The sequence below is a fragment of the Halovulum sp. GXIMD14793 genome (assembly GCF_054457435.1).
On the sequence record NZ_JBTLNE010000033.1, the window covers coordinates 18,435 to 41,312 of the forward strand.

The following is a 22,878-nucleotide window of genomic DNA, read 5'->3' on the forward strand; positions in this document are numbered from 1 at the left end:
TCCCCTCGGGGTTTGCCTATTACTGGAACACGGCGTCAGGATTGTCGAGACTGTCGGACCCTTCAAACTCGATCCCTTCCAGACCCAGTGCCGCGACGACGCGCTCAATGCTCTTGGTCTGGTCGATCAATCCGTTCACGCCGCCCATGACAAGGGCTTCACCGGCAGCATTGCCGCGCTCCAGCATCTGGTCATAGGCGAAACCCGCTTCCGCTGTGCTTTTGATCCGGCCCAGCTTTTGCATGGTGACAGCCAGTTTGCCGCGCATTTCAGCATCCAGATCGGCATCGGTTGCCGCAACCAGATCCGACAGGGACGGGCCGGACACCAGCGTTCCATCTACCCGGACATATTCGCCCAGATATACGTTCTGTACGCCCAGACCATCATAGTAGTGGCTGTTATGGGTGTTGTCGGAGAAGCAGTCATGCTCTTCCTCGGGATCGTTCAGCATCAGGCCAAGACGCATCCGTTCCCCGGCCTGTTCGCCGTAGGACAGAGAGCCCATGCCGGTCAGCATGGCCGAAATCCCGGCATCCGGGTTTGCCGTCAGGGTTGTGCGTGCCTCGCCATCGGCGTCCCACTGATCAACGATCCACTCCAGATCACTGACCAGAAGTTCAGAGGCGGCCAGCAAATACGCCCCGCGCCGATCGCAATTGCCGTTGGTGCAGTCATCACCCTTGGCATAGTCCGTCCAGGACCGGGCACCTGCACCGGCGGCATGACGGTTTAGGTCCTGTCCCCAGAGCAGAAACTCAATGGCATGATAGCCGGTGGCAACATTCGCCTCGACACCGTCCGCTTCGTGCAGCGCATCAGCCAGCAGTTCGGGTGTGATCTCGGTCGCATCAACCTCGGTGCCTCCGACTGAGAACTTGGCATTGGCAACCACGTTCAGCGTGGCCAGTTCGTTTTCATCCGATGGACCGCCATAAGACGCATCAACATAGTCGATCAGACCTTCGTCCAGCGGCCAGGCATTTACCTTGCCCTCCCAATCATCGACGATGGCATTGCCAAAGCGATAGACTTCAGTTTGCTGGTAGGGGACACGAGAGGCGAGCCAAGCAGCGCGCGCCGCCTGCATGTTCTCAGCAGATGGAGAGTTTACCAATGCTTCAAGTGCCTTATGCAGGTTTGTTGCTGTGGACAGGCTGTCCTGATAGCCGGCCAGGGCGATATCAGCATAGGTATTCAAAACCGCGGCCTTGTCGGTTTCGGCCACGGAAAGGGCCGGTATGGACAGGCCCAGTGCAAGTGTCGTCAGGTGAAAAATTGGTCGATATGAAGCCATGGGAGTGTCCTTTTAACGCTTTGATAAAGCCGCAACCGGCAGCTCCCATTTTTCTGACTTAAACAGTCAGGCAAGTCAACCTGAGTCGTTTTGTCGGAAAATGGCACGTAAGACTGCTATGCTTACCGGCATGTAGCTAGGGGCTGTGTTCGGAGAGATTGGGGGAGCTAACAAAAGTGAGAGTGAGTGTGCTAAAGCGTTTCGAGTTTACCTTGAGACATCGCATAAAATCGAAACGCGTACACCCTATAGGCTTATCACTGCGTTTCGGGATAAACTTGTGTCTCAGATTTATCCCGAAACGCTTTAGTTCCGGGAGAACAAAAGAATATAAGTCACTATAAAATATATGTAATCGGTTTCAGGGTGAATAGCGGAGGTGACTGGATGGGCACTCAAAGCACAAGAGCCGTCGCAAAAGCAGGCATGCCGCGACGGCGCTGAACAGTCTTAATAAGGTATCGCTTTAGCCGCGCCAGGTCCGAACTGGGCCGCAATCCATATGAACAAAATTCGACCGACCGTATTTGCCAACACCACCTGCATTGCAGGCCAAGGCCGCCTTGGCCATGGTGTGGATGGAACGCGACTTCAGCTTCAGGTCAGCAGCCATTCCCTTCATGTGGTAGGAATTCTGTGCAACGCCCCGGTTCGTCCGGGATATCATCCGGTTGGTGGCGGGGCTGCGATAACCAGAAACGACGTTGTAAGCCTCGTCCGTATCCATCAGGCGCAACGTGGCTGCCATGATGTCGATATTTCGGGCGTCATAGCGGATCACTTCGTTCTGGCGCCAGTCGCGCATGAACCAGTTGATCTCGGCCAAAGCTTCTTTGATGTACTTGCCTTCAACCCAATAGATGGTGTCGACGGCTTCGCTGGTACGTGCGGAACGTAGATTCACACGACGGATATCACCACCACCGCGCAGAAAGCCTGCTGCGTTGGCATAGTAAGGGGCGGCTGTTACGGCGACGCTTGCGAAAACGCCTCCGAGGAATGCTCTCCGGGTCCCTTGCGGTAACGAAGGTTTGATCATTTTTGCCTGCTTCATTTTTTTGTGTCGCTGTTGCCCAGCTGGTTGCTTATAGAGTGCGAGTGGTCAGACTATGACAAAGGTCACTGAATCTGCCAAGCTTTTAAGGTTCAATCACAAATGATTTCAGCGGATTTCCGCCGAATCGTTGCGGAATGGTGACGCAAGATGGCCTGGCAGCCGGAAATAAGACCTGAGGCGCAAAGTACACGCTTGGGGACTTTCTGCTTGGGATGAGCTACCCCCGCTGTTGAAACCTTGGGCAGATCGCTATCTTTGTGCGCACTGTCTTTTATCGTCGGAGTAGTCGGAATCGTGACCAGGAGTGTGAATTTGATGCGTTTGGGGTTGTGCGGCGCCAGCGCCGTTTTTGTTTCTGCTTTCGTGTCGGTGGCGGCATTTGGACAAGACCAGCCACCCGCGACTGAGGTTGCGACGATAGAGGGTGAAGCCACTCCAGTGTTGGAGGTAGTGCTTACCCCGCGCGCTCAGGCGATGAAAGATGCCCTGGAAGAGGCCAAGGCCGAAGAAGAGTTGTTCGCCTTTTACGAAGCGAATGACTTCGAAACCATATGGACACAGCCAAAGCGCATGGCGTTGTTGGATGCGTTGGGGGCAGCGCATGATCATGGTCTGCCCGAAGATCACTATGACACCGAAACACTTCGTGCCATTTTGATTGATCCGGCCATAAGCGCACCCGATGCTGATTTGGCTGCAAGTCGCGCCTTTCTGATTTATGCGCGCGAGATCGGTACAGGATTGCTGGAGCCGCGCAGCGTTGATCGTGATATCGTTATCAAACGCCCGCCGCTTGATGTCGCCGCTGTCATGGGCGAGATGGCCAAGACCGCCAACCCAAGCTTTGTCTTGGCTGGTCTGGCCCCAAAGCACCCGGATTATTCGAAACTGCTGGGCGAGAAGCGGCGGCTTGAAACGCTGATCCTGACCGGTGGCTGGGGCGAGGATGTGCCAAGCGGCAAATCGCTGAAACCCGGTGCTGTGTCGCCGCGGATCACCTCGCTGCGCGCCCGTCTGGAGCGGATGGAAAGCCGCGCATATGGCGAATCCGACACTTACGACGAAGAACTGGTTGAAGCGGTAAAGACTTTTCAGCTGCGTCACGGTCTGAATGATGACGGTGTTGTTGGTCCGGCCACGCTTGCTGCCATCAACGCCGACCCTGAAGATCGGTTGAAACAGGTACTGGTCAATCTGGAACGCCAGCGCTGGCTTAACCTAGAGCGCGGTAAACGGCATATCTATGTCAATCAGGCTGATTTTTCGGTTTCAGTGATTGATGATGGCAAGGTGACCTTCTGGTCGCGGACGGTGATTGGTAAGAACAAACACCGCAGCCAGGAATTCAATGATGAGATGACGCATATGGTCGTAAACCCGACCTGGAATGTGCCACGCTCTATCGCGACTGAGGAAATGCTACCAAAACTGCGCCGCAACCCAGGTTCGTTGGGCGGGTCAATGCAGATCATGACGCGTAACGGGACTGTGGTGAACCCGAAATATGTGGATTTCAGCCAGTTCAACAAACGCAACTTCCCCTTCATTATCAAGCAGCGCCCGGGCAGCCGTAACGCGCTTGGCAAGGTGAAGTTCATGTTCCCGAACCAGTTCCACATCTATCTGCATGACACGCCGTCCAAAAGCCTGTTCAACCGCGATGTGCGCGCCTTCAGCCACGGCTGTATCCGCGTTCACAAACCGTTCGAGCTGGCCTATGCACTGCTGGCACCGCAATCCGAAGATCCCAAGGCACTTTTCCGCTCATATCTGAATAGCGGGCGTGAGCGGCAGCTTAATCTTAAGACGCCGGTGCCGATCTACCTGACATATCAGTCCGCTTGGGTTGATGAGGATGGCGTTCCGCAGTTCCGCGGCGATGTCTATGGACGCGATCAGCGTGTGTTCCGTGCGCTGGAAAAAGTCGGTGTGACGCTGCCCAAGGTTGATGGCTGACCTCTGAGCGCTTAGGTCTTGGTTTGCCGGGGCGGCGGGTCACCTGCCGCCCTGATTGTTTCAAGCCGGAGATTGCCGTTCATGCCATCCTTTACCATCCGTGAAATTGCCGACGCATTAGGGGCGGAGGCCGTGGGCGATCTGGATCTGCGCATCGACCGCCCGGCAGAGCCGCGAAGTGCAGGCGCACGCGATCTGGCGATGGCAATGGAGAAGACCTATCTCGAGGCGTTGGAACAGTCAGCTGCCGAAGCCGCAGTTCTTCCCCCCGACACAGACTGGCAGGCATTGGGTCTGAAGGCGGCGATTTTTGCCCCCAGGTCGCGCTATGTCATGGCCGGGGTTTCCCAAGTGTTTGATGACCCGGTGCGGATTGCGCCGGGTATCCATGCCTCTGCCGTCATTGAGGACGGGGCAGTGATCGGCGAAAACCCGGCGATCGGCCCGTTTGTTCATATCGCATCAGGCGCGCGGATCGGGCGGAATGCCCGCATCCTGTCGCATTGCTCGGTCGGGCAGGGGGCTGTGATCGGCGATGATGCGTTGCTGCATCCAAGTGTCCATATTCGTGAACATGTCCGCATCGGCGACCGCTTTATTGCTCAGCCCGGGGCTGTGATCGGCGGTGATGGCTTTTCCTTTGTCACCCCAAAACCCGGCGCGGTTGAAGAGGCCAGACAACAAGGTACGATTAGCGAGGCCAGCCAGACCAAAGGGTTCGTGCGCATCAACTCACTGGGGGCGGTTCAGATTGGCGATGACGTTGAGATTGGTGCAAACTCCACCATCGACAAGGGCACAGTGGCGGACACAACGGTCGGCAATGGCACCAAGATCGATAATCTGGTGCAGATCGGGCATAATGTGCAGATAGGCGAAACCTGCCTTGTATGCGGGGCTGTGGCGATTGGCGGTTCGACCGTCATTGGCGACCGCGTGGTGCTGGGCGGGCAGGCCGGGCTGGCCGATCATATCACCGTTGGCTCTGATTCCATCCTGACCGGACAGACGGGGGCGTCCTCGAACGTGCCACCCGGCCGCATCATGATGGGCACGCCGGCGGTGCGAATGGATCTGGCGGTGGAAGGCTATAAGGTGATGCGCCGCCTGCCACGTTTGCTGACCCAGCTAGAGGCGCTGCAAAAACGTCTTTCAAAGGCGGACCCGAAAGACTAGATCAAACAAGACCGAGTGACGGAGGCAACGATGAGCGGTGCAATACGCGAGCGGATCGTTGAGATTATCGCCGAGCAGGCGGTGCTGGACGAAAACGAAGTCCGTATGGACTCAACATTGGAGGAGCTGGGTCTGGACAGTCTGGCCATGGTGGAGATGGTGTTCGCCATCGAGGAAAGCTTTGATATTTCCGTGCCCTATAACGCCAATGATCCCGCCGAATCCGATTTCGACATCACCACGGTGCAATCCGTTGCAGATGGCGTTGCGCGCCTGATCGCAGAGCAAAAGCCGAGCGCCTGATGCGCCGGGTCGCGATCACGGGGCATGGGGCGTTTTGCGCCCTCGGACAGGATGCGCCATCGGTGATGGCGGCCATGGCCGAAGGCGTTTGCGGCATTGGTGAGCTTGATTTTCAGGATGTCGACCGCCTGTCGATCCGCATTGGCGGCCAGATCAGGGGCTATGATCCCAAGGCGCATTTCTCGAACCAGGAACTGGCCCTTTACGATCCCTTTACCCAGTTTGCGCTGCTGGCTGCGCGCGAAGCCATGCAACGCTCTGGCCTGAGCTTGTCAGAAGAACAGGCCGACAAGGCGGGTGTCGTGCTGGGCACGGCTGGTGGCGGCTTGCAGACGCAGGATGAAAACTATCGCTCTGTTTATGAGGCGGGCAAGAACCGGGTGCATCCCTTTGTGGTACCGCGCCTGATGAACAACGCCGCGGCCTCGCATATCTCTATGACGCACGGGTTGCGCGGCCCGTCCTTTACCGTGGCCACGGCCTGCGCTTCGTCCAATCACGCGATGGGGCAGGCGTTCAATCTGGTGCGCAGCGGCATGGCCCCCGTGATGCTGGCGGGCGGCTCGGAATCCATGCTGTGCTTTGGTGGCATCAAGGCATGGGAAGGGCTGCGTGTCATGTCCAAGGATGGCTGCCGCCCATTCTCGGCGGATCGCAACGGGATGGTGCAGGGGGAAGGCGCGGCGATCTTTGTCTTTGAGGAGATGGAGCACGCGAAGGCCCGAGGCGCCGAAATATTGGCCGAGGTTGTGGGCTTTGCCATGACCTCTGACGCGTCTGACATTGTTATGCCAAACCGGGACGGCGCGGTGCGTGCCATGCGCGGTGCGCTGAAGGATGCAGGGCTTCGGACCGAAGATGTGGGGTATATCAACGCCCATGGCACCGGCACCAAGGCGAATGACAAGACCGAATGTGCCGCCGTGCGCGAGGTGTTCGGGGATAATGCCGAGGCGCTGATGCTGTCCTCAACCAAATCCATGCATGGCCATCTGATCGGGGGCACGGGTGCAGTTGAACTGCTGGCCTGCATCATGGCGTTGCGGGACGGCGTTATCGCGCCGACCATCGGTCATACAGAGGTTGATGCAGACTGTGATCTGGATGTCGTGCCGAACCACGCGCGAGAGGCCCGGGTCGATACCGCGCTCAGCAACGCCTTTGCGTTTGGCGGGCTGAACGCGGTTCTGGCGCTGCGGCGCAGCGCCTGATTTGGTTTACTCGGAAGCAGGCGCAGGTTGCGCCGCTTCGGTCGCGGCCTTTAGCACGGCTTCCATCTCGTTATAGGCGGCGGTGAAACCGGACAGCGACACTGCCAGATCAACGGGCTGCTGCGGGTTCGAGGCCGAGAGGATGCGCATCTTGGCGACATTGCCGCGCTTGTAGTTGTCGACCTGAGCCGATTCCAGACCGAAGCGTGCGAAGCACCCGGAGCGATCACACCAGGTAAAGCCGTATTTGCGCGCCTGACTGCTGTCAATCTGCAGAACCAGCCCCGGCTCCAGCAATGTGCCCAGCGGGGTCACCACGGTGACACCGGCACGGGCCTTGCTGCCCTGAGGAAGGACAAGCAGGGTGAATTCAGCGACTGGGTTCTGGGCCGAATCCTGCAGCAGCTGATACATAAAGCAGTCCGTCTTATCGACGGTACAGCGCAACTCCCAATCGCCATGCTGGGTGGTTACAACCTCAGGCTCAGCAGGTGCCGGGGCTGCAGCGGAATCTGTTTCGGCAGAAGGCTGATCGGAGGGCGCTTCTGTTGCAGGGGCATCCGCTGGTGGGGTTTCTGTCGCCGGTGTTTCGGTTGCCGGTGTTTCGGTTGCTGGTGCCGGTGTCTCGGCCGTCGGTGTTTCGATCGGTGTTTCCGGTGCTGTCCCGCCATCTGTCTGCGCCTGTGCGAAACCCACAAGGCTGGTCGCCAGCGCTGTCATGGCCACTAATCGTGAAATTTTCATACTAAACCCCTCTCTCTCCTGCTCGAGGATGTGATGCGGCACTGGTGTCAGGCTGCGTCTGGACTGTCAACGTAGGATCGCCGCCAAGTGTTGCAAGCTACACCTTTGCACAGCCGCCAGGCGGGCGATGTCTTGCCGGAACCATGCCCCGGCAAGACACAAGGTCAGGCCGCGGTAGCCAGCTGGATGTCGCCATTGTGCAAGAAACAGGTCTTGTCGAACAGCGAAACATCCAGCGGATTGGGCAAATATAGATCCGTCAAATCTGGCATCGACCGGCCCGACACCTCAAAACGGCGGTCGATTTGTGAGATCAGGACGAAGATATCGCCACTTTTCTGCGCATGGGCTTTCAGCGCTATGACCTGATCCTCAACCGCCGGGCTGGTGCGTCTCTGGTCCAGAAGTTGCAGATAGTCGATTACCGCCAGGGCAGGTCCACTGGTTTCGCGCATTCTGCCAATCACATAATCGGCCGAGATATCGTTTGAGGTATCAATCCGCACCGCATCAGCCTGATCTGCATTGGTCTGAAGATCATTGAAGCGGCGGGCAACGTCCGCCTCGGTGTAGCAAAGGGTAAAGAACAGGGCGGTGCGGCCCGTTTCTTGCGCCTCAGCGGCCAGTTTCAGACCCAGCATCGTCTTGCCTTGCGTCGGGCGTGCGGCCAGCACCATCAGATCACCGGGTGTCAGTGTCTCAAGGATTTGACCGGCCTTTGATGTGTTGGCGGTATGCGCTGTCAGATGGCTCCAGGCCTGAAACCCTTCGGCGATGGCGATCTGGTCAAGGGCAGCATGCAAGGGGGTGGATGTGTTGCGCACCAGCTGTTTTGCCTTGCGCTTAAGCATATAGATTGGGGCGGATAACCGCATTTCGAAACCTCCTCTTTCGAGCGGGTAACGCAATCCCTCCTTATGCGAATGCTCGAACAGGATAGGTTCGATTTCAGAAACTCTACACTGAAGTGCTGCCCCGGCGGAGGGGGGAGGCCTGAGCCATGCCTTGGCGAAAGAATAGCGCGTGTGAGTTTCCGCCTCAATAGGCTTTCACGTCATCAAACTGTTATGAAAATGATGCATAAGAAATGAAGAAGGCACCGCAAGCGATGCCTTCCTGCTGCTTTGCAGCTTTCTCCCCGTCGGACCAGCCAACTGTGCGGTTACGCTAGGAATTCCTACTGACATCGTCAACTGGGTTTCCGAAAAACCTATACTTTTGAGACAGGATTGCGATTGAAAAGAGCCGCGCCCAAAGGCGCGGCCAGTTCAACAGGGAGGAAGTCTGCAAAAAAGGCCGTCGGCCCCTTGCAACTCTACCATGGCGTAAAACCCTTAATTTTGTATGTTGCGTTCGTCACATACTTGGGAATAGCGACTTATGACGCAATCGGATCAGATTTTTGTTGGCGGTGGCGGCGCCGAATACAGCACCCCGCAAAACTTGCTTTTGAAATATGCCAACCGTCACGGCTTGATTGCCGGCGCTACGGGGACGGGCAAGACTGTCACGCTGCAGATCCTCGCGGAAGGATTTTCGCAGGCCGGGGTGCCGGTGTTTCTGGCGGATGTAAAGGGGGACCTGTCCGGTCTGGCGGCGGCAGGTTCGCCCGCGCACAAGCTGCATGAGAAACTGATCGACCGAGCTGCCAAGATTGGCTTTGACGACTACGGGTATCGCGATTTCCCCACCGTTTTCTGGGATATGTTTGGCGAAAAGGGCCATCCGGTGCGCACCACGATTTCCGAAATGGGCCCACTGCTGCTGGCCCGGCTTTTGGAATTGACCGAGGCGCAAGAGGGCGTTTTGAACATTGCCTTCCGTCTGGCCGACGAACAGGGCCTGCCCTTGGTGGATCTGAAGGATCTGCAATCGCTGCTGGTCTGGCTGGGTCAGAACGCCAAGGAAATCTCGCTGCGCTATGGCAATATCGCCACCTCGTCGGTTGGGGCCATCCAGCGGCGGCTGATCGTTCTGGAGAATCAGGGGGCTGCGAAGTTCTTTGGTGAACCGGCGCTGAAACTGACCGATATGATCGCGACCACGCCGGGCGGGCTTGGCCGGATCAATGTGCTGGCGGCGGATAAGCTGATGGCCTCCCCCAGGCTATACGCGACCTTTCTGCTATGGCTGTTGTCCGAATTGTTTGAGGATCTGCCCGAGGTTGGGGACCCGGACAAACCGGTCTTCGTTTTCTTCTTTGACGAGGCGCATCTTCTGTTCGATGACGCACCCAAGGCGTTGGTCGAAAAGGTAGAGCAGGTGGCAAGGCTGATCCGGTCCAAAGGGGTCGGCGTGTATTTCATCACGCAGAACCCCGATGACGTGCCCTCCGATATCCTTGGTCAGCTGGGCAACCGGGTTCAGCATGCTTTGCGCGCCTACACGCCCCGGGATCAGAAGGCTGTGCGCGCAGCTGCCGAGACATTCCGGCCGAATGATCGCTTCGATACCGAGGATGCTATCCGTGATGTCGGTGTGGGGGAGGCTGTGGTTTCGATGTTGGAAGCCAAAGGCGTGCCGTCGGTGGTGGAGCGGACCCTGATCCGCCCGCCATCCTCGCGCCTGGGGCCGATTGATGATGCGGAACGTAAGGCCGTAATCGCTGCGTCGCCGTTAGCGGGCCTCTATGATACGCCGCTTGATCGCGAATCTGCCTATGAGATCCTGGCAAAAAGGGCGGAGGCTGCCGCGCGCGAAGCAGAGGAAGCCGAGGCGAAGGAAACCACCAAGCCCAAGGAAGAGCGCGAATTCAAATCCGCCCGCCGCTATGATGGCCGCACCAAGACCACCACACGCCGCCGCAACTCTGACACCGTAAGCGAAACCCTGGTGAAAGAGGTGATCCGCACGGCGTCCTCGCGCTCGGGCCGGAAATTTATTCGCGGTATTCTGGGAGGCTTGTTCAAGGCGCGATGATCTGCGGCGGATAGCAACGCAGGACTTTCACAGGGTGCCGCCCGCTTAGCCGATGTCAGACCGACACCACCACTTTGCCCGTCGCCCTTCGGCTGCGCAGCAAGTCCAGCGCCTCGTTCGCTTGGTCCAGTGGCAAAACATGGCTGACATGCGGGTGCAGCTTGCCTTTGGTGTAATGGTCGAACAGCCGGGTAAAGCTGTCATGCAGGACCTTCGGGTTCAGCCTCAGATAGCCGCCCCAATACAGGCCATGCACGGTCAGATTCTTTACCAACAAATATTGGCCGGGATCTGCGGAACAGTGCCAGAGGCAAAGCCCAGCGGCAGCAAGCGGGCACCGGGATTGGTGGCGCGCAGGGCCGCGTCAAAAAGTGCGCCGCCGACAGGGTCATAGACAACATCTGCGCCGCCAATCGCTTTGACCTCAGTGCGCAGGTCGGCGGTATCGCTGTCCAGCAGGTGGTCAGCCCCGGCTTTGGACGAGATTTTCAGTTTGTCGGCCCCGCGTGCAACGGCAATCATCTCGGCCCCCATCAGCTTCCCCAGCTCCACAGCGGTCAGGCCGACCCCACCGGATGCCCCCAGCACCAGCAGTTTTTCGCCGGGCAACAGGCCCGCACGGTTCAGTGCGACATCCGAGGTGCCATAAGCGATCAGAAATCCGGCGGCGACATCATCGGGCATGGTGTCGGGCACCGGCACACAGGTTGCCGCAGGCACAAGTGCTGCCTCTGCAAAGCCGCCTGATCCCGCAAAGCTGGCGACGCGCGTACCGATGGCAGGGCCCTCAACATCAGGCCCCAAAGCATCGACCGTGCCGCAAATCTCCATTCCCGGGGCAAAGGGCAGGGCGGGTTTTTCCTGATACTTGCCCTCAACCAACAGCGTATCGGCAAAATTGACGCCGCAGGCATGCACCCTCAGCCTAATCTGGCCGGGCCCCGGATCAGACATCGTGATATCGTCGGCTTGCAGGGATTCGCCCAATTCGTGGAACCGCATTGTGCGCATAGTACTCTCCTTTCTGCTATCTTAGGCAAAGCGGAGATTGCCTTTCGTCGCAAGCGGATTTATGTGCAGTCGCGAACGGGTCCCATATCATGCGGGACCCGATGTTTTTTTGAGGAAACGGCAGACCCCATGGACCTCCGCAATATTGCTATCATCGCCCATGTTGACCACGGCAAAACCACACTGGTGGACGAGCTTTTGAAACAGTCCGGTATCTACCGCGACAATCAGGCGATCACCGAACGCGCCATGGACAGCAACGATCTGGAGCGGGAGCGAGGGATTACCATCCTTGCCAAATGTACCAGCGTTGAATGGCAGGAGCACCGGATCAACATCGTCGACACCCCCGGCCACGCCGATTTCGGCGGCGAGGTGGAGCGTATCCTCAGCATGGTTGACGGTGTGGTGCTGCTGGTAGATGCCGCCGATGGGCCGATGCCGCAGACCAAATTCGTGACCTCCAAGGCCTTGGCGCTTGGCCTGCGCCCCATTGTGGTGCTGAACAAGGTGGACAAACCGGATGCAGAGCCGGATCGCGTGCTGGATGAGGTTTTTGATCTGTTCGTCGGCCTTGATGCCAGCGAAGAGCAACTGGACTTCCCCGTGCTCTATGCCTCCGGCCGGTCGGGCTGGGCGGATGACAGTCTGGAAGGCCCACGCGAGGATCTGTCTGCCTTGTTCAAACTGGTGGTTGATCATGTCCCCGCGCCCAAGCAACTGGCGCAGGCGGATCAGCCCGCGGCGATGCTGGCAACCACGCTGGCAGCCGATAACTTCCTTGGCCGCATTCTGACAGGCCGGATCGAAAGCGGCACACTGAAAACCGGGCAAAGCCTGAAGGCCCTGAACCGCGATGGCGAAGAGATCGAGCGCTTTCGTATCAGCCGAATTCTGGCGTTTCGTGGTCTTTCGCAGCAACCGGTGGAGGAAGCGCAGGCTGGCGATATCGTCTCTGTCGCGGGCATGACCAAAGCCACCGTTGCCGACACGCTGTGTGATCCGGCGGTCAGCGCCCCGATCCCGGCGCAACCGATTGATCCTCCCACCATCTCGGTCACCTTTGGTATCAACAATAGCCCGCTCGCAGGCCGCGATGGCAAGAAGGTGCAGTCGCGCGTGATCCGCGAGCGCCTGATGCGCGAGGCTGAATCAAATGTGGCGATCCGCGTCACCGACACCCCCGGAGGCGAGGCGTTCGAGGTGGCCGGGCGCGGCGAATTGCAGATGGGCGTTCTGATCGAGAATATGCGCCGCGAAGGCTATGAGCTGTCCATCGCCCGCCCACAGGTCCTGTATCAGGAAATCGACGGGACCCGGCATGAGCCGATCGAAGAGGTCACCATTGACGTGGATGACGAATATTCCGGCGCAGTGGTGGAAAAGCTGGCGACACGCAAAGGCGAGTTGGCCGAGATGCGGCAGGGGCAGGGCGGTAAGACCCGGATTGTCGCGTATGTCCCATCACGTGGGCTGATTGGGTATCATGGTGAGTTTCTGACCGATACACGCGGCACGGGCATCATGAATCGGGTGTTTCATGACTGGGCCCCCCACAAGGGCGCTATTGCGGGTCGTCGAGCCGGTGTTCTGATCTCAATGGAATCGGGGTCCGCCGTACCTTACGCCCTGTTCAACCTAGAGGATCGCGGTTTCTTTTTCATCGGTGCCGGTGAAGAGGTGTATCAGGGTATGGTCCTGGGCGAACACAGTCGCGAGAATGACCTAGAAGTGAATCCGCTGAAAGGCAAGAAACTGACCAATGTTCGGGCCTCGGGCAAGGATGAGGCGGTGACACTGACACCGCCACGCAAGATGAGCCTGGAAGAGGCAATCGCTTATATCGACACCGATGAGTTGGTCGAGGTCACGCCGAATCATATCCGCCTGCGCAAAGTTCACCTGGACCCGCATGAGCGAAAAAGGGCCGCTAAGAAAGAGGCGGGCTAGCCCGTTTATGGGCAAAAATAAAGATAGGTCACAGTTTTTGCCATAACGCTTCAAAGTTGTATTCAACTGTCTGAAAAGCTGGTATAAGATGCACGGGCCTCCCCGTGTTCGGCCCCTTCAGTCCAGATTTAGGTCGCGTGTCGGCCTGGCGAATATCTCGCCAGGGTCGCGCGTATCTGTGTCTGAAGCAGTACTTGTGACGGTTGTGGAATAGAGAGTGAATACAATGAAACACCCAGTGGATGTGCATGTCGGAAAGCGTATTCGGCATCGCAGATGGATGCTTGGCATGACCCAACAGCAGCTTGGAGATGCTGTCGGGATCAAGTTCCAGCAAATTCAAAAGTATGAAACCGGTATGAACCGTGTCAGTGCGTCTCGGCTTTGGGATATTGCCCGCGCGCTTGATACGTCGATCAGTTTCTTTTTCGAAGGCCTCAGTGCCGAGCAAGAGCAGGCGAGTGCGGCGGCGGATAACCCTCAGGGCGATCTGCTGGCCGATAAGGAGGCGTTGGAGCTGGTGCGCTCCTACTACTCCATCCCTGAAGAGCAGCGGCGCAAGCTGTTCGATCTGGCAAGGGTTCTCAGCGACGTCGCTTGACGCTGGATCCCACCCACCGATTGACCACTGGCCGCGCATGTGAAATGCACGGCCATTGGGTCATTTCGGGGGGTGCTAAATGGACATTTCGGCAGAGCTGAAACAAGAGCTTGTCATGACAGCGCATGCACTGGCCGATGCGGCCCGCGGCGCGACGCTGGACTATTTCCGGACGGACCGCCTGGCCACGCAAAACAAGGCGGATGGCGCAGCTTTTGACCCGGTCACAGCCGCTGACAAAGCCTGCGAACGCGCGATGCGCGCCATTCTGGCCAAGCGCAGACCTCAGGATGGCATTCTGGGCGAGGAAGAAGCGCCCGTCGACAGTCAAAGCGGTCTGACCTGGGTGCTTGATCCCATTGACGGCACGCGGGCGTTTCTGTCCGGTTTGCCGTGTTGGGGCGTACTGATTGCCGTAAATACGGGCGACGCGCCGCTTCTGGGCATCATTGACCAGCCTTTCAATGAGGAACGCTTTATCGGCGGTCTGGATTTGGCGGAGCATACGCACAGGAACACATCCCGCCCATTGAAAACCCGTCAGACCAGCGATCTGGCCGATGCGATCCTGTTCTCAACCTTCCCAGAGGTGGGAACAATGGCGGAACGGCAAGCTTTTGAACACGTTCGCGATAAGGTGCGGCTGACCCGCTATGGCACTGATTGCTATGCCTATGGCCTGCTGGCCCTAGGGCAGATCGATCTGGTGATCGAGGCTGGCCTGCATCCTTACGACATTCAGGGACCCATGGCCGTGGTTGAGGCTGCAGGCGGGATCGTCACCGATTGGCATGGCGGACCGGTGCATCAGGGGGGGCAGGTTTTGGCGGCGGCCTCAAGGGCGCTTCATGAACAGGCACTCATGATCTTGTCCGCCTGACCCCTTCCGACGACGCAGCCCCACTTCAATTTGCGACTCTACGCCCATATATATAAGCAATGCGTATATTTTTTCTTTTCGCCTTCCTTTGGTCAGGCGCTGCTTTCGCGCAAACCTATCCAGATTATCAAACCACGACGGTCAACGATTTCGCGGAGATGCTTGAAGCCGCTGATCCCGAAACGCTTTAACGATGCGCTTGCGCGGTTTCGGACTTGTCCCAGCTGCGGTCGACGCGGGTTGCGCCAGACGCGGCGCACGACTGTGCCGGCCGGTACTATGTTGGAAGGCACAGGGGTTCGTCTTGTGAGATGCACCCATTGTGACCACTCGGAGGAAACCGTCTATAAAATCGCCCGTCGATCCAACCGTTCATCGGGCGGTGGCGGTTCTGGTGGCGGGCGATCTGGCGGCGGCGGTGCAACCGGGCGCTGGTAACCGCCTCAGTCGTTCCAGAGCGGATGCAGGAAATTCCGGGTCATCCGCCAGACCCGTTCCTGAACCTCCTCAGTTTCCATCCAGATCTCATGCCGCGCGGTTTTGCAGGGCACCAGCTTGGCATTCGGCAGGCGCTTGGACAGCCCCCGGATTGCCCGCTTGCTGACCACCTTTTCCGCCGTGCCAAGGAAGAGCTGGATCGGCAGGTCCGGCAGGGTGGGATGATTGCAAAGGGCTGCGGCCTCCTTACGGGCTTGTGTAACCCATTCAAAGGACGGGCCGCCGAGGCTGAGGTCGGGCTTGGCCTTAAGATGCGCAACCTGCTGATCCCAGCCGCCCTTGTCCGAGGTGAGCAGATTGCCCTTGAACCCGTTCTCCAGCACATAGGCTTTTTCCGAGGTCTGAGGCACCCGCCGGGTCATATCGCCCATTCGGCTGACCAGCATCATCAGTTCAGCCATCGGACGCAGCAGCGGATTGACATGGATGCCCCACATCGGGGCAGAGAACACCGCAGCGTCTGGCGACAGCCCCTCGACCAGCGCGCGCATACCGATGCAGCCGCCCATGGAATGGCCCATCAGAATATGCGGGCCGGGCTGGGCCTGAACGCGTGGATGCGCCAGCATGGCCTGCAAATCCTGCTGATATTTGGCAAAGTCATCAACATGGCCAATGAATGGGTCGGGCAGGGCGCGATCCGACAGGCCCTGACCGCGCCAGTCCAGTGTCACCACATTCAGGCCCATGCCCAGCAGGCGGGAATAGGCGTGGCCGTATTTCTCGATATATTCGGTGCGTCCGTTCAGAAACCAAACGGTGCCGACACGCTGGCCAGACCATAGCGCAATGCGGATACGGGTGCCGTCGGCTGCCTTGACCCAGTGCGCCGCCCCTCCGGGCGGCACACCGCCCAGACCAGCGTAAAGAGGTGCGGGTTCTGCGGTCAGGACAGCACCGAACCCAGCTTCATCGCCAGACCCATATCGCCGTCCACCGACAACTTGCCGCCCATGAAGGCACCGGTTGCGTTAAGCTCCCCGCTCAGGATGCCCTCAAATGTCTCGGCGTCTGCGGTCAGGGTGACGTCAGCCTCTTCGTCGCCTGCACGCGCACCAGAGCCGTCCAGCATGATCGCGCCTTCGTCCTCGATCACGAATTTAGCCGTGTCGTCAAAATCAGCGCCCGCCAGCTTTTCATTAAGCGCCGCAACAGCCTTTTCAATAATATCGCTCATATCCAGTCCTTTTCCCGGCGCAATAAGCGCTCGATTTTTCATTCCTGAGTGCTATCCTAGACGGCATGACCTGGTTGAAAAAGAGCTTCCTTGCCGCTTTCGTAGCGTCAACGCTGACCGCCCCCGCCGGGGCGCAGTCTTTGAGTGCGCAAAATGCGGATCAGGCCGAGGCGGAAGAGCTGCTCCGCCAGCTGGCTGAAACCGACCGCCGCGACTGGCGCGCGACCGAAGGCAAGTTGATGGATTTGTGGAACCGGTCCGGGTCTGTCACCGTCGATCTGATGTTCAAACGGGGCGAGACTGCCCTGGAAGATGGACGTATCGATGATGCCATCGCCTATTTTTCGGCCGTTACCGATCATGCGCCTGATTTTGCCGCCGGGTGGGAAGGGCGCGCCACCGCGTTTTTCATGAATGATCAATACGGTTTGGCGTTGCATGACCTTCGGAAGACCCTGACGCTGAACCCAAATAATTTTGGCGCGCTGGTAGGTCTGGGCCTGATTTACAGTGAAATGGGGAATTATGCGGCCGCGGTGGAAGCCTATGAGCGCGCCAAGGCCCTCAACCCGCATCATGAAGATATGGAAAAGGGTATCGGCTATCTCAACCATTTGTTGGGCCGCGCCACCCTTTAAGGACCAGACCCATGTTCGACAGTGAGGCCCGCGTCACGGCGGTGTTGGGGCCGACCAATACAGGCAAAACGCATTACGCGATTGAGCGCATGCTGAGCTACCGCACCGGGGTGATCGGCCTGCCGCTGCGGCTGCTGGCGCGCGAGGTCTTTGACCGGATCGTGGCGCTGCGCGGCCCCTCTGTTGTGGCGCTGGTCACGGGCGAGGAACGGATCGTGCCGCCGCGTGCGCAATATTGGGTCTGCACGGTCGAGGCGATGCCCGTGGATCTGGGCGCTGATTTTCTGGCTGTGGATGAAATCCAGCTATGTGGCGACCCGGATCGGGGGTATGTCTTTACCGACCGTCTGCTGAATGCGCGCGGGACCTCGGAAACCCTGTTTCTGGGGGCTGAGACGATGCGTTCGCGCATCGCCAGCCTGATCGGGGCGGCACAATTCACTAAGCGGGAGCGGTTTTCGAACCTCAGCTATACCGGACCGAAAAAGATCAGCCGCATGCCGCCGCGCTCGGCCATTGTCGGGTTCTCGGTGGATAATGTCTATGCGATTGCCGAGTTGATCCGGCGCCAGAAAGGCGGCGCGGCTGTGGTGATGGGGGCGCTCAGCCCGCGCACTCGCAATGCCCAGGTCGAAATGTATCAGAACGGCGATGTGCAGCATCTGGTCGCAACCGATGCCATCGGCATGGGGCTCAACCTGGATATCACTCATGTTGCGTTTGCTGGCACGGCCAAGTTTGACGGCCGCCGCCATCGTCATCTGGCCCCGAATGAACTGGCCCAGATTGCGGGGCGGGCCGGGCGCTTTACCGATGATGGAACCTTTGGCGTCACTGGCGAGGCCCCGCCGCTGGACCCCGAAACCGTTGCAGCCATCGAAAACCATCGCTTTACATCGCTGAAAAAGCTGCAATGGCGCAACTCCAGGCTGGATTTCGGCACACCCGACGCGCTGGTCGCCTCGCTGGAGGTGGCCCCGGGGCATGAGGAACTGCTCAAGGCGCGCGAAGCGGATGATCTGGCCACGCTTAAGGCGCTCTGGTCCATTCCGGCGATGCGTGACCGGGTCCAAGGTGCACCGGATGTGCGGCTGCTCTGGGATGTCTGCCAGATCCCGGATTTCCGCAAAGTGTCAGCGCAGGAGCACGCCACCTTGTGCCAGCGTCTTTATGAATTTCTGCATGACGGCGAGGTGCCCGAGGATTGGCTTGCCGCGCAGATTTCACGGATCGACAAGACCACGGGCGATATTGACACCCTATCCAAACGTCTCGCCTTTATCCGCACCTGGACCTATGTCGCGCAACGCAAAAACTGGTTAAGTGACACAAACCATTGGCGAGACGAGACCCGTGCGGTAGAAGACCGCTTGTCAGATGCGCTGCACGCAGCCCTGACTGCAAGATTTGTCGACCGGCGCACCTCGGTTCTGATGCGCCGGTTGAAACAGAAGGAGGGCCTGGTGGCCGAAGTGAATAAGGACGGCGAAGTCCGTATCGAAGACCAGTTTGTTGGAAAAATGGTGGGATTCCGGTTTCAGCAGGATCCCTCTGCCACCGGGGATGAGGCCAAGACGCTGCGCGCTGCAGCGCTTGCCGCCTTGCAACCCGCGCTGAACCTTTTGGCGGACAAGTTCTACAATGCGCCTGACACGGAAATGGACCTGACCGAACAGGGCGGGTTGATGTGGGGCGAGCATGCCGTGGGCAAGCTGGTAGCCGGTGCGGACACACTGTCGCCATCCGTGGAACCCTTCGTTGATGAGGCCGCGGGCGAGGATGTCGTCGAAAAGGTCCGTCGCCGCCTGACCCATTTCATCGAACGCCGTATCGCCGCGCAGTTTGAACCGCTGATCGCCCTTCGGGATGACGAAATGCTGACCGGTCTGGCCCGGGGTGTGGCGTTTCGCATTGTCGAGGCGATGGGGGTCGTTCCGCGCGCCGACGTGGCCGCCGATATCAAGTCGCTGGATCAGGACGCCCGCGCAACCCTGCGCAAGCACGGCGTGCGCTTTGGCCAGTTCACCATTTTTCAGCCCCTGATGCTGAAACCCGCCCCAACCCGGTTGCGTCTGGTGCTGTGGGGCTTGGCCGAAAAGCTTGAGGAAATCCCGTCAGCCCCGCCGCCGGGTCTGGTGACCGTGCCCGGGGTGCAAGGTGCGCCGGATGGATATTATGCCCGGTCCGGTTACCGGCTATCGGGGGAGCGGGCGATCCGTATCGACATGCTGGAACGCTTGGCCGACATGATCCGCAATCAGGATACGCGCGCCGGGTTTGAAGGATCAGCTGATATGCTGTCGATCACCGGCCTGACGCTGGAGCAGTTCGCCAACCTGATGGAAGGCATGGGCTACAAGGCGGAGCGCGGCGAGCGCCCGAAAGCGCCGAAACCTGTGGTCGAGCCTGCGGTGGCTGAGGGTGCGGGTGATGCGGCCTCAACAGAGGATGGCGCAACATCTGAGGCAACTCCGGCAGAGACGCCGGAGGTTGCGCCAGCAGACGCACCGTCAGACGACGCACCGGCTGACACCGAAGCGGCGGAAGAACCGAAGGCGGCAGAAGCTGCGCCAGCCGAAGCGGAAGACACCGCACCGGCCCCCGAAGCCTCAGATTTGTCAGAAGCCGCGGATGCAGAACCCGAGGTCGAGGTCTTCTACACCTTCACCTGGTCGCCGCCGCGCCGCCAGCAGGGCGCGAAGCCTCCAAAGGGCGGCAAGCCGCAGCGCAAGGATGGCCCACGCACCCATAGTGCCAAGCCGAAGGACAAGCCGATTGACCCGGACAACCCCTTCGCCGCGCTGATGGCATTGAAGTCGAAAGAGTGAGCGACCCGGCCGAAACCCAGCGCATCGACAAATGGCTTTGGTATGCAAGGTTTTTCAAGACCCGCAGCCTGGCTGCTGATGTGGTAAAATCCGGCAGGGTGCGTCTGGATGGCGAACGGGTCAGCAAAGCCTCGACCCTGGTCAAGCCCGATCATGTGCTGACCTTTTCGCAGGCGGATCAGATCCGTATCGTCAAAGTGCTGGCCATCGGGGCGCGCCGCGGTCCGGCGACCGAAGCGGCAACACTTTACGAAGATTTGACTCCGGCGCAGGATCAACTATCTAAGGCTCCGAAGCCGCCGCAACGCGATCGTCGGGCTGCCGCCAAGGCCAAGCTTACGTTGCCTACTTGAAATCTCTGACTGGCTGAGGCACCTAGTGCGACGGACGCCCGTTTTCTGGAAATACCTCGATGACCTATATCGTCAATGACGCCTGCATTGCCTGCAAATACACCGACTGCGTCGAAGTCTGTCCGGTGGATTGCTTTTATGAGGGTGAGAATATGCTGGTCATCCACCCGGACGAATGTATCGACTGCGGTGTTTGTGAACCGGAATGCCCGGCCGATGCCATCCGCCCGGATACCGAGCCGGACACGGAACAATGGGTGGAATTCAACCGCAAATATGCGGAGCTTTGGCCCGTTCTGGTCACCAAGCGCGACCCGCTGCCCGAAGCGGAAGAGCGTGATGGCGAGGATGGCAAGCTTGAGAAATACTTCTCGGAAAAGCCTGGTGAGGGCGGCTAGGCGATTCGCTATCCATTCGTATAAAAGGTAAACGAAAACGGTGGCTTGGGGTTAAAACCTCACAATATATAGGGTTTGTGAGCCTTTGCGTCTTGCCCTTGGATATTACCACATCTTTAAATCGCAGCCGATTTGTGCTATATAAACGTCATATTCCGGTCGCCCGCGCCATTTTGATCAAAAGGCGCGATGGGGCCTTGCGACCGGCCAGCACGCCTGAGGGACGGATCACCTTCGTAAATGAAGGGGGCGTTTCCGTTGTCTTTCGCGCGTTTGGCAGGCCGAAGTTGAAGAGGAAGCTAACTGTATGACCAAGAGCAAAAAGAACATGGAATTCCGCCCTGACCAGTTTGTGGTCTATCCTGCACACGGGGTAGGGCGGATCGTTTCGATCGACAAAGAGGAAGTCGCCGGGATCGAGCTGGAAATGTTCGTCATCAACTTCGAGAAAGACAAGATGACCCTGCGCGTGCCGACTGCGAAGGCCTCGACCGTTGGTATGCGCTCGCTATCTTCGCCGGAACTTGTGACCAAGGCGATGAACACGCTCAAGGGCCGGGCCCGCGTCAAGCGCGCTATGTGGTCCCGCCGGGCGCAGGAATATGAGCAAAAGATCAACTCCGGCGACCTGATTTCCATCGCCGAAGTGGTTCGCGATCTGCACCGCAATGATGATCAGCGCGAACAGTCCTATTCCGAGCGTCAGCTTTACGAAGCAGCCTTGGAACGCCTGACCCGCGAAGTGGCTGCCGTGGATGGCATCGAAGAGATGAAAGCCCAGGAAAAGGTCGGCGAAGTTCTGGACAAACGCGCCGCCTGATCACGGTTCGATTTTAGAAAAAACGCGTCCGCTTCGTCGGGCGCGTTTTTTTGTGCCTCCGAAAACCCTGATGGCCCCCGTTCTGTATCCGTCCGGTTTCCCCGCTCTGACGGTGTGATGGAGGGCTTGATAGTGTCCACCATCGATAGTGGACATCATGGGGCACTCTATGGCGGGCAAGAAGGTTCAGAAGAAGCGGTTTTGGTCTGATGACGAGAAGCGCTCGATCTGTACGCAGAACCGCATGCCCAAGGCGCGCCCCTATCTCAGCGACGGTCGCCTGGAGCTGGACAACAATATCTGTGAACGCTCGATCCGCCCCATCGCCCTGGGCCGCAAAAACTACCTGTTCATGGGGTCAACCGGAGGCGGCAAACCCGCCGCTATCGCTTACACCCTCATCGAAACCGCCAAAATGAACGGCGTTGATCCCGAAGCCTGGCTGACATGGGTGCTCGAACGCCTTCCAGACCACAAGATCAACAGGATCGATGAACTGATGCCGTGGAATACACCAACGCTATGAGAGCAAATCGCATGATCACAAGTATAAAACGGCTCTTTCAGCGCTCAGTGCCCAACACCGTTCCGCATGACGTCATAGAAATGCGGCAGGTTGCCCAGAAACTTGCTGATCGGTTCTCATTTGAGCGCATTGATGCGGAACCTTTGCCGCCTTGGTTGCAGTATCCACAAATCCTCATTGGCAGTATTGGGTGGCGAATGGGCCACGGCGAAGACTACCTGCACGATGTATTCTATCCATTTTGGTGGAGCCTCGATACCGAAAAACAAAATGAATATATTGAGAAATTTGACTTGGGCGCGACTTGGCCTGACCGGGAAAAATGGCTCAAAAGCTTGGATCGAAACAGGGTAAGCAGGGCGGCTGCAAGTAAAAATTAGGCAAAACGATCAGCTATGCACCCACACCGGACGGATACATTCAGCCGATCTGGTGGGAATGCGCACGACGCGCCCGAAGGCCGCGCCCTGCTGGAAGGCTGGCGGTCACCGCCCCAAGGCGCTGCAATGATTATGGACCGGGCCTATGAGGGCGA

At 58.6% G+C, this 22,878-nt stretch carries 20 protein-coding genes and 2 pseudogenes; 15 read left to right on the plus strand and 7 right to left on the minus strand.

The window, feature by feature from the left end:
- Positions 1-19 precede the first annotated feature (19 nt).
- On the minus strand, positions 20-1,297 hold the full coding sequence (locus tag ACW9UQ_RS10940; protein WP_458931054.1) for an imelysin family protein: 1,278 nt from the start codon (positions 1,295-1,297) through the stop codon (positions 20-22).
- Positions 1,298-1,763: 466 nt separating this feature from the next.
- Positions 1,764-2,336, minus strand: a complete 573-nt coding sequence (locus ACW9UQ_RS10945; protein WP_458931055.1) for a YcbK family protein — start codon at positions 2,334-2,336, stop codon at positions 1,764-1,766.
- A gap of 333 nt (positions 2,337-2,669) precedes the next feature.
- Between ACW9UQ_RS10945 and ACW9UQ_RS10950 the strand changes: the two genes are divergently transcribed.
- The 4 genes from ACW9UQ_RS10950 to ACW9UQ_RS10965 all read left to right on the plus strand — a co-directional run bounded on the left by ACW9UQ_RS10950 (position 2,670) and on the right by ACW9UQ_RS10965 (position 7,000).
- Positions 2,670-4,310, plus strand: a complete 1,641-nt coding sequence (locus ACW9UQ_RS10950) for a L,D-transpeptidase family protein (RefSeq protein ID WP_458931056.1) — start codon at positions 2,670-2,672, stop codon at positions 4,308-4,310.
- A gap of 81 nt (positions 4,311-4,391) precedes the next feature.
- Entirely contained in the window at positions 4,392-5,486 is a 1,095-nt protein-coding gene (gene lpxD / locus ACW9UQ_RS10955) for a UDP-3-O-(3-hydroxymyristoyl)glucosamine N-acyltransferase (protein ID WP_458931057.1), read from the plus strand.
- A 30-nt stretch (positions 5,487-5,516) separates the two neighbouring features.
- Positions 5,517-5,789, plus strand: a complete 273-nt coding sequence (locus ACW9UQ_RS10960; protein WP_458931058.1) for an acyl carrier protein — start codon at positions 5,517-5,519, stop codon at positions 5,787-5,789.
- Positions 5,789-7,000 (plus strand): beta-ketoacyl-[acyl-carrier-protein] synthase family protein, encoded by a 1,212-nt coding sequence (locus ACW9UQ_RS10965; RefSeq protein ID WP_458931059.1) that lies wholly within the window; start codon positions 5,789-5,791, stop codon positions 6,998-7,000. The genes ACW9UQ_RS10960 and ACW9UQ_RS10965 overlap by 1 nt, the downstream gene beginning before the upstream one ends.
- A gap of 6 nt (positions 7,001-7,006) precedes the next feature.
- Here the strand turns inward: ACW9UQ_RS10965 and ACW9UQ_RS10970 are convergent, their stop codons facing one another.
- Positions 7,007-7,744 (minus strand): invasion associated locus B family protein, encoded by a 738-nt coding sequence (locus ACW9UQ_RS10970; RefSeq protein WP_458931060.1) that lies wholly within the window; start codon positions 7,742-7,744, stop codon positions 7,007-7,009.
- 164 nt (positions 7,745-7,908) lie between these two features.
- Positions 7,909-8,619, minus strand: a complete 711-nt coding sequence (locus ACW9UQ_RS10975; RefSeq protein WP_458931061.1) for a DNA helicase — start codon at positions 8,617-8,619, stop codon at positions 7,909-7,911.
- A gap of 505 nt (positions 8,620-9,124) precedes the next feature.
- Here ACW9UQ_RS10975 and ACW9UQ_RS10980 point away from each other — a divergent pair.
- Positions 9,125-10,663: a helicase HerA-like domain-containing protein gene (locus ACW9UQ_RS10980; RefSeq protein WP_458931062.1), complete on the plus strand. Its 1,539-nt coding sequence runs from the start codon at positions 9,125-9,127 to the stop codon at positions 10,661-10,663.
- A gap of 55 nt (positions 10,664-10,718) precedes the next feature.
- On the opposite strand, the pseudogene ACW9UQ_RS10985 reads toward ACW9UQ_RS10980, so the two are convergent.
- Positions 10,719-11,674, minus strand: a pseudogene (locus tag ACW9UQ_RS10985) (NADPH:quinone oxidoreductase family protein).
- Between the two features lie 129 nt (positions 11,675-11,803).
- Here ACW9UQ_RS10985 and typA point away from each other — a divergent pair.
- The 3 genes from typA (at position 11,804) to hisN (ending at position 15,105) form a co-directional block, all read left to right on the plus strand.
- Positions 11,804-13,624, plus strand: coding sequence for a translational GTPase TypA (gene typA, locus ACW9UQ_RS10990; RefSeq protein ID WP_458931063.1), 1,821 nt, complete (start codon positions 11,804-11,806; stop codon positions 13,622-13,624).
- Positions 13,625-13,850: 226 nt separating this feature from the next.
- Entirely contained in the window at positions 13,851-14,225 is a 375-nt protein-coding gene (locus ACW9UQ_RS10995; RefSeq protein WP_458931064.1) for a helix-turn-helix domain-containing protein, read from the plus strand.
- A gap of 79 nt (positions 14,226-14,304) precedes the next feature.
- Positions 14,305-15,105, plus strand: coding sequence for a histidinol-phosphatase (hisN, locus tag ACW9UQ_RS11000; RefSeq protein WP_458931065.1), 801 nt, complete (start codon positions 14,305-14,307; stop codon positions 15,103-15,105).
- A 443-nt stretch (positions 15,106-15,548) separates the two neighbouring features.
- Here the strand turns inward: hisN and ACW9UQ_RS11005 are convergent, their stop codons facing one another.
- Together ACW9UQ_RS11005 and ACW9UQ_RS11010 are read right to left on the minus strand one after the other, a co-directional pair.
- On the minus strand, positions 15,549-16,451 hold the full coding sequence (locus ACW9UQ_RS11005; RefSeq protein WP_458931066.1) for an alpha/beta fold hydrolase: 903 nt from the start codon (positions 16,449-16,451) through the stop codon (positions 15,549-15,551).
- Between the two features lie 38 nt (positions 16,452-16,489).
- The gene (locus ACW9UQ_RS11010; RefSeq protein WP_458931067.1) at positions 16,490-16,780 is read right to left on the minus strand and encodes an SCP2 sterol-binding domain-containing protein; all 291 of its coding nucleotides are present in this window, start codon (positions 16,778-16,780) and stop codon (positions 16,490-16,492) included.
- A 74-nt stretch (positions 16,781-16,854) separates the two neighbouring features.
- Here ACW9UQ_RS11010 and ACW9UQ_RS11015 point away from each other — a divergent pair, with 74 nt between their 5' ends.
- The 7 genes and pseudogenes from ACW9UQ_RS11015 (at position 16,855) to ACW9UQ_RS11045 (ending at position 22,723) form a co-directional block, all read left to right on the plus strand.
- On the plus strand, positions 16,855-17,418 hold the full coding sequence (locus ACW9UQ_RS11015; RefSeq protein ID WP_458931068.1) for a tetratricopeptide repeat protein: 564 nt from the start codon (positions 16,855-16,857) through the stop codon (positions 17,416-17,418).
- An 11-nt stretch (positions 17,419-17,429) separates the two neighbouring features.
- Positions 17,430-20,246 carry a helicase-related protein gene (locus ACW9UQ_RS11020; protein ID WP_458931069.1) on the plus strand — a complete coding sequence of 939 codons (2,817 nt, stop codon included), beginning with the start codon at positions 17,430-17,432 and terminating at the stop codon, positions 20,244-20,246.
- Positions 20,243-20,599: an RNA-binding S4 domain-containing protein gene (locus ACW9UQ_RS11025; protein ID WP_458931070.1), complete on the plus strand. Its 357-nt coding sequence runs from the start codon at positions 20,243-20,245 to the stop codon at positions 20,597-20,599. Before ACW9UQ_RS11020 ends, ACW9UQ_RS11025 begins: the two co-directional genes overlap by 4 nt.
- Before the next feature lie 59 nt (positions 20,600-20,658).
- The gene (gene fdxA, locus ACW9UQ_RS11030; RefSeq protein ID WP_458931071.1) at positions 20,659-20,997 is read left to right on the plus strand and encodes a ferredoxin FdxA; all 339 of its coding nucleotides are present in this window, start codon (positions 20,659-20,661) and stop codon (positions 20,995-20,997) included.
- Positions 20,998-21,304: 307 nt separating this feature from the next.
- Complete coding sequence (locus tag ACW9UQ_RS11035; RefSeq protein ID WP_458931072.1) at positions 21,305-21,817, plus strand: CarD family transcriptional regulator; 513 nt, start codon at positions 21,305-21,307, stop codon at positions 21,815-21,817.
- 238 nt (positions 21,818-22,055) lie between these two features.
- A pseudogene (locus ACW9UQ_RS11040) lies at positions 22,056-22,343 on the plus strand (transposase domain-containing protein); the annotation flags it as partial.
- 11 nt (positions 22,344-22,354) lie between these two features.
- Entirely contained in the window at positions 22,355-22,723 is a 369-nt protein-coding gene (locus ACW9UQ_RS11045; RefSeq protein ID WP_458931073.1) for a hypothetical protein, read from the plus strand.
- Positions 22,724-22,878: the final 155 nt, after the last annotated feature.

Bases quoted from the DNA above. Each gene is read 5' to 3' on its own strand.
- ACW9UQ_RS10940 (WP_458931054.1), bottom strand. From the start codon at position 1,297: ATGGCTTCATATCGACCAATTTTTCACCTGACGACACTTGCACTGGGC.
- ACW9UQ_RS10945 (WP_458931055.1), bottom strand. From the start codon at position 2,336: ATGATCAAACCTTCGTTACCGCAAGGGACCCGGAGAGCATTCCTCGGA.
- ACW9UQ_RS10950 (WP_458931056.1), top strand. From the start codon at position 2,670: ATGCGTTTGGGGTTGTGCGGCGCCAGCGCCGTTTTTGTTTCTGCTTTC.
- lpxD (WP_458931057.1), top strand. From the start codon at position 4,392: ATGCCATCCTTTACCATCCGTGAAATTGCCGACGCATTAGGGGCGGAG.
- ACW9UQ_RS10960 (WP_458931058.1), top strand. From the start codon at position 5,517: ATGAGCGGTGCAATACGCGAGCGGATCGTTGAGATTATCGCCGAGCAG.
- ACW9UQ_RS10965 (WP_458931059.1), top strand. From the start codon at position 5,789: ATGCGCCGGGTCGCGATCACGGGGCATGGGGCGTTTTGCGCCCTCGGA.
- ACW9UQ_RS10970 (WP_458931060.1), bottom strand. From the start codon at position 7,744: ATGAAAATTTCACGATTAGTGGCCATGACAGCGCTGGCGACCAGCCTT.
- ACW9UQ_RS10975 (WP_458931061.1), bottom strand. From the start codon at position 8,619: ATGCGGTTATCCGCCCCAATCTATATGCTTAAGCGCAAGGCAAAACAG.
- ACW9UQ_RS10980 (WP_458931062.1), top strand. From the start codon at position 9,125: ATGACGCAATCGGATCAGATTTTTGTTGGCGGTGGCGGCGCCGAATAC.
- typA (WP_458931063.1), top strand. From the start codon at position 11,804: ATGGACCTCCGCAATATTGCTATCATCGCCCATGTTGACCACGGCAAA.
- ACW9UQ_RS10995 (WP_458931064.1), top strand. From the start codon at position 13,851: ATGAAACACCCAGTGGATGTGCATGTCGGAAAGCGTATTCGGCATCGC.
- hisN (WP_458931065.1), top strand. From the start codon at position 14,305: ATGGACATTTCGGCAGAGCTGAAACAAGAGCTTGTCATGACAGCGCAT.
- ACW9UQ_RS11010 (WP_458931067.1), bottom strand. From the start codon at position 16,780: ATGAGCGATATTATTGAAAAGGCTGTTGCGGCGCTTAATGAAAAGCTG.
- ACW9UQ_RS11020 (WP_458931069.1), top strand. From the start codon at position 17,430: ATGTTCGACAGTGAGGCCCGCGTCACGGCGGTGTTGGGGCCGACCAAT.
- fdxA (WP_458931071.1), top strand. From the start codon at position 20,659: ATGACCTATATCGTCAATGACGCCTGCATTGCCTGCAAATACACCGAC.
- ACW9UQ_RS11035 (WP_458931072.1), top strand. From the start codon at position 21,305: ATGACCAAGAGCAAAAAGAACATGGAATTCCGCCCTGACCAGTTTGTG.
- ACW9UQ_RS11045 (WP_458931073.1), top strand. From the start codon at position 22,355: ATGATCACAAGTATAAAACGGCTCTTTCAGCGCTCAGTGCCCAACACC.